Origin of the sequence: Acetobacter papayae JCM 25143 (assembly GCF_000613285.1) — a bacterium.
GTDB lineage: Bacteria > Pseudomonadota > Alphaproteobacteria > Acetobacterales > Acetobacteraceae > Acetobacter > Acetobacter papayae.
Genome location: NZ_BAIN01000133.1, coordinates 1 through 2586, shown reverse-complemented (window position 1 = coordinate 2586; position 2586 = coordinate 1). Strand labels below are relative to the sequence as shown.

Sequence of the window (2586 nt, the reverse complement as noted above, 5' to 3'; positions counted from 1 at the left end):
CGCGCCGGACATGGCCGACCGCCAGATTTTCGCCACCACCCGCGCCCTACGCGACAGCCCGCGCTGGCGCATGGCCACCGAGGATGCGGATCTGGCCTTTCCTGCCATGCTGCATGATTTTTCCTGTGCTGCGGGTTTCACGCTCGATGCCAACAGGCTGCCGCATGTGGTGGCCGCACTGGCAGCCCTACAGGCCGTGACCAAACCCGCCGTCAAGGCCCAGAAAGAACAATACGCCCGCCCGCGCCCGTTCGAGGGCAATACGCTGCCTGTCTGCACACCCAGCACGGGGCTGGGCTATGCCTATCCATCCGGCCACACGGTGGCAGGCTGGACCACCGCCCTGCTGCTGGGCCACCTGCTACCTGCGCGTGAAGATGCCTTCATGCAGCGCGCACGGGTGTTTGGAGAAAGCCGCGTGATCTGCGGCGTGCACTGGGCGTCCGATGTATGGGCGGGCTACATGGATGGCAGCCTGCTTTTCGAACGGTTTGAAAACGCTCCCGAGCAACAGGCCCTGCTGGCCGAGGCCCGGACCGAACTGGCCGAAGCCATCCGCAACGCCACCCCACCCGATGCCGCCCGCTGCACGCGCGAAGCCGAGGCGGCACAGCATTCCGTGCTGGCGGGCGCACCGTAACCACACCCTGCTTTACTGACGCCCGAAAAGGCATCGATTTTTCCGATGGCGTGCATTGGCATTATCTATTGGTTTGAGACCGAAACATATGTCAGGCTCGTGAAAGATCGGAAAAACGGGGCTTGTCCCGCAGTGCGTCAGTGAGGTTTGCCAACAATGTTCACAAAGATGCTATCGGGTGGCGGTTTTGTCGAAGGGGTCGGAGAAAGCGAAATCATCTTCGCACCGGCTACTGGCGAAGTGATCATGGAACTGCCCGAGGCCTCGGCCGGGCAGGTGAATGACGCCGTGGCAGCGGCTGTGCAGGCTTTCCCCGCATGGGCTCTGGCCACCCCGGCGGAGCGCTCGGCCCGCCTGCTGAAAGTGGCGGATGCCATCGAAGCCGAGGCCGAAAATCTGGCCCGCATCGAATCCCTGAACACCGGCAAGCCCTATCACCTTGTTCTGGCCGATGAAATTCCGGCCATTGCGGACTGTTTCCGCTATTTTGCCGCTGCTGCGCGCAACCTGCACGGCCCTGTGGCGGGCGAGTATCTGGCGGGCCATACCTCTATGCTGCGCCGCGACCCGGTTGGGGTGGTGGCGGGAATCGCGCCATGGAACTACCCGCTGATGATGGGCGCATGGAAGCTCGGCCCCGCACTGGCAGCCGGTAACACCTGCGTTATCAAACCCTCTGAAAACACGCCGCTGAGCCTGCTCGCACTGGGGCAGATCATGGGGGATATTTTCCCCGCCGGTGTCGTCAACATCGTGCTGGGCCGGGGTGCCACCGTGGGCAGCAACTGCTGGACCACCCTGATATCGCCATGGTGTCGCTCACGGGTGATATCGCCACCGGGCGCAAGGTCATTGCGGCGGCGGCGCGCTCGGTCAAACGCACACATCTGGAACTGGGCGGCAAGGCCCCTGTCATTGTCTATGACGATGCCGATATCGATGCCGTAGTCGAAGGCGTGCGCGGCTTTGGCTACTACAATGCCGGGCAGGACTGCACGGCGGCCTGCCGTATCTACGCCCATGAAAAAATCTATGACCGTCTGGTAGCAGACCTGAGCGCTGCGGTTTCCACCATCCGCTTTGGCAATGCAGACGATGCGCAGAACGAAATGCCGCCGCTGATTTCCGCCCGCCAGCGCTCACGCGTTGCGGCCTTTGTGGAACGCGCAGCCGAACTCAAGCATATCGAAATCACCACGGGCGGCAAAATGGGCCCCGGCAACGGCTATTTTTACGAACCAACCGTTGTGGCGGGCGCACTAGCTACGGATGAAATCGTGGAGCGCGAGGTGTTCGGCCCGGTTGTATCCATCACGCGCTGCACCGACCTGGATGCCGTTATCAGCGATGTAAACGCCTCCGCCTATGGTCTGGCCTCCTCTGTCTGGACGCGCGATATCCAGCGCGGCATGGCTGCTGCGGCCCGGCTGCGCTACGGCTGCACATGGGTAAACACGCATTTCATGCTCACCAGCGAAATGCCCCATGGCGGTTTCCGCCAGTCTGGTTACGGCAAGGACCTGAGCCTTGGCGCGGTGGAAGATTACACCGTGGCACGGCATGTCATGGTCAAGTGGGGCTGAGGGCCGCAGCATGACCGACCTTGCCCCCACCTCGGCCGTACGCCTGCACGGGCTGACCAAATCCTATGGCCGCGGGGCCACGGTACTGCGGGGGATTGACCTTGAAATCGCCCAAGGGGAGTTTTTTACCCTCCTTGGGCCTTCGGGCTCGGGCAAAACCACCACCCTGCGACTAATCGGCGGGTTTGAACTGCCTGATACGGGGCAGATTCATCTGGGCGAGGCGGATGTTACCACCCTGCCGCCCTACCGCCGCAACGTAAACACCATGTTTCAGGACTATGCGCTGTTCCCGCACATGACCCTGCTGGACAACGTGGCCTACGGCATGAAAGTGCGCGGCGTGGCCCGTGCCGAGCGGCA

The 2586-nt window shown here is 62.6% G+C and carries 2 protein-coding genes and 1 pseudogene; all 3 read left to right on the top strand.

Annotated elements, in window-relative coordinates; translation table 11 throughout:
- A partial coding sequence (locus tag JCM25143_RS14860) for an acid phosphatase (RefSeq protein ID WP_025861796.1) occupies positions 1-640 on the top strand: 640 nt, incomplete at its 5' end.
- A gap of 156 nt (positions 641-796) precedes the next feature.
- Positions 797-2223 (top strand): annotated as a pseudogene (locus JCM25143_RS20300) (gamma-aminobutyraldehyde dehydrogenase).
- A gap of 10 nt (positions 2224-2233) precedes the next feature.
- On the top strand, positions 2234-2586 hold a 353-nt coding region (locus JCM25143_RS20295; protein WP_035371499.1), incomplete at its 3' end, for an ABC transporter ATP-binding protein.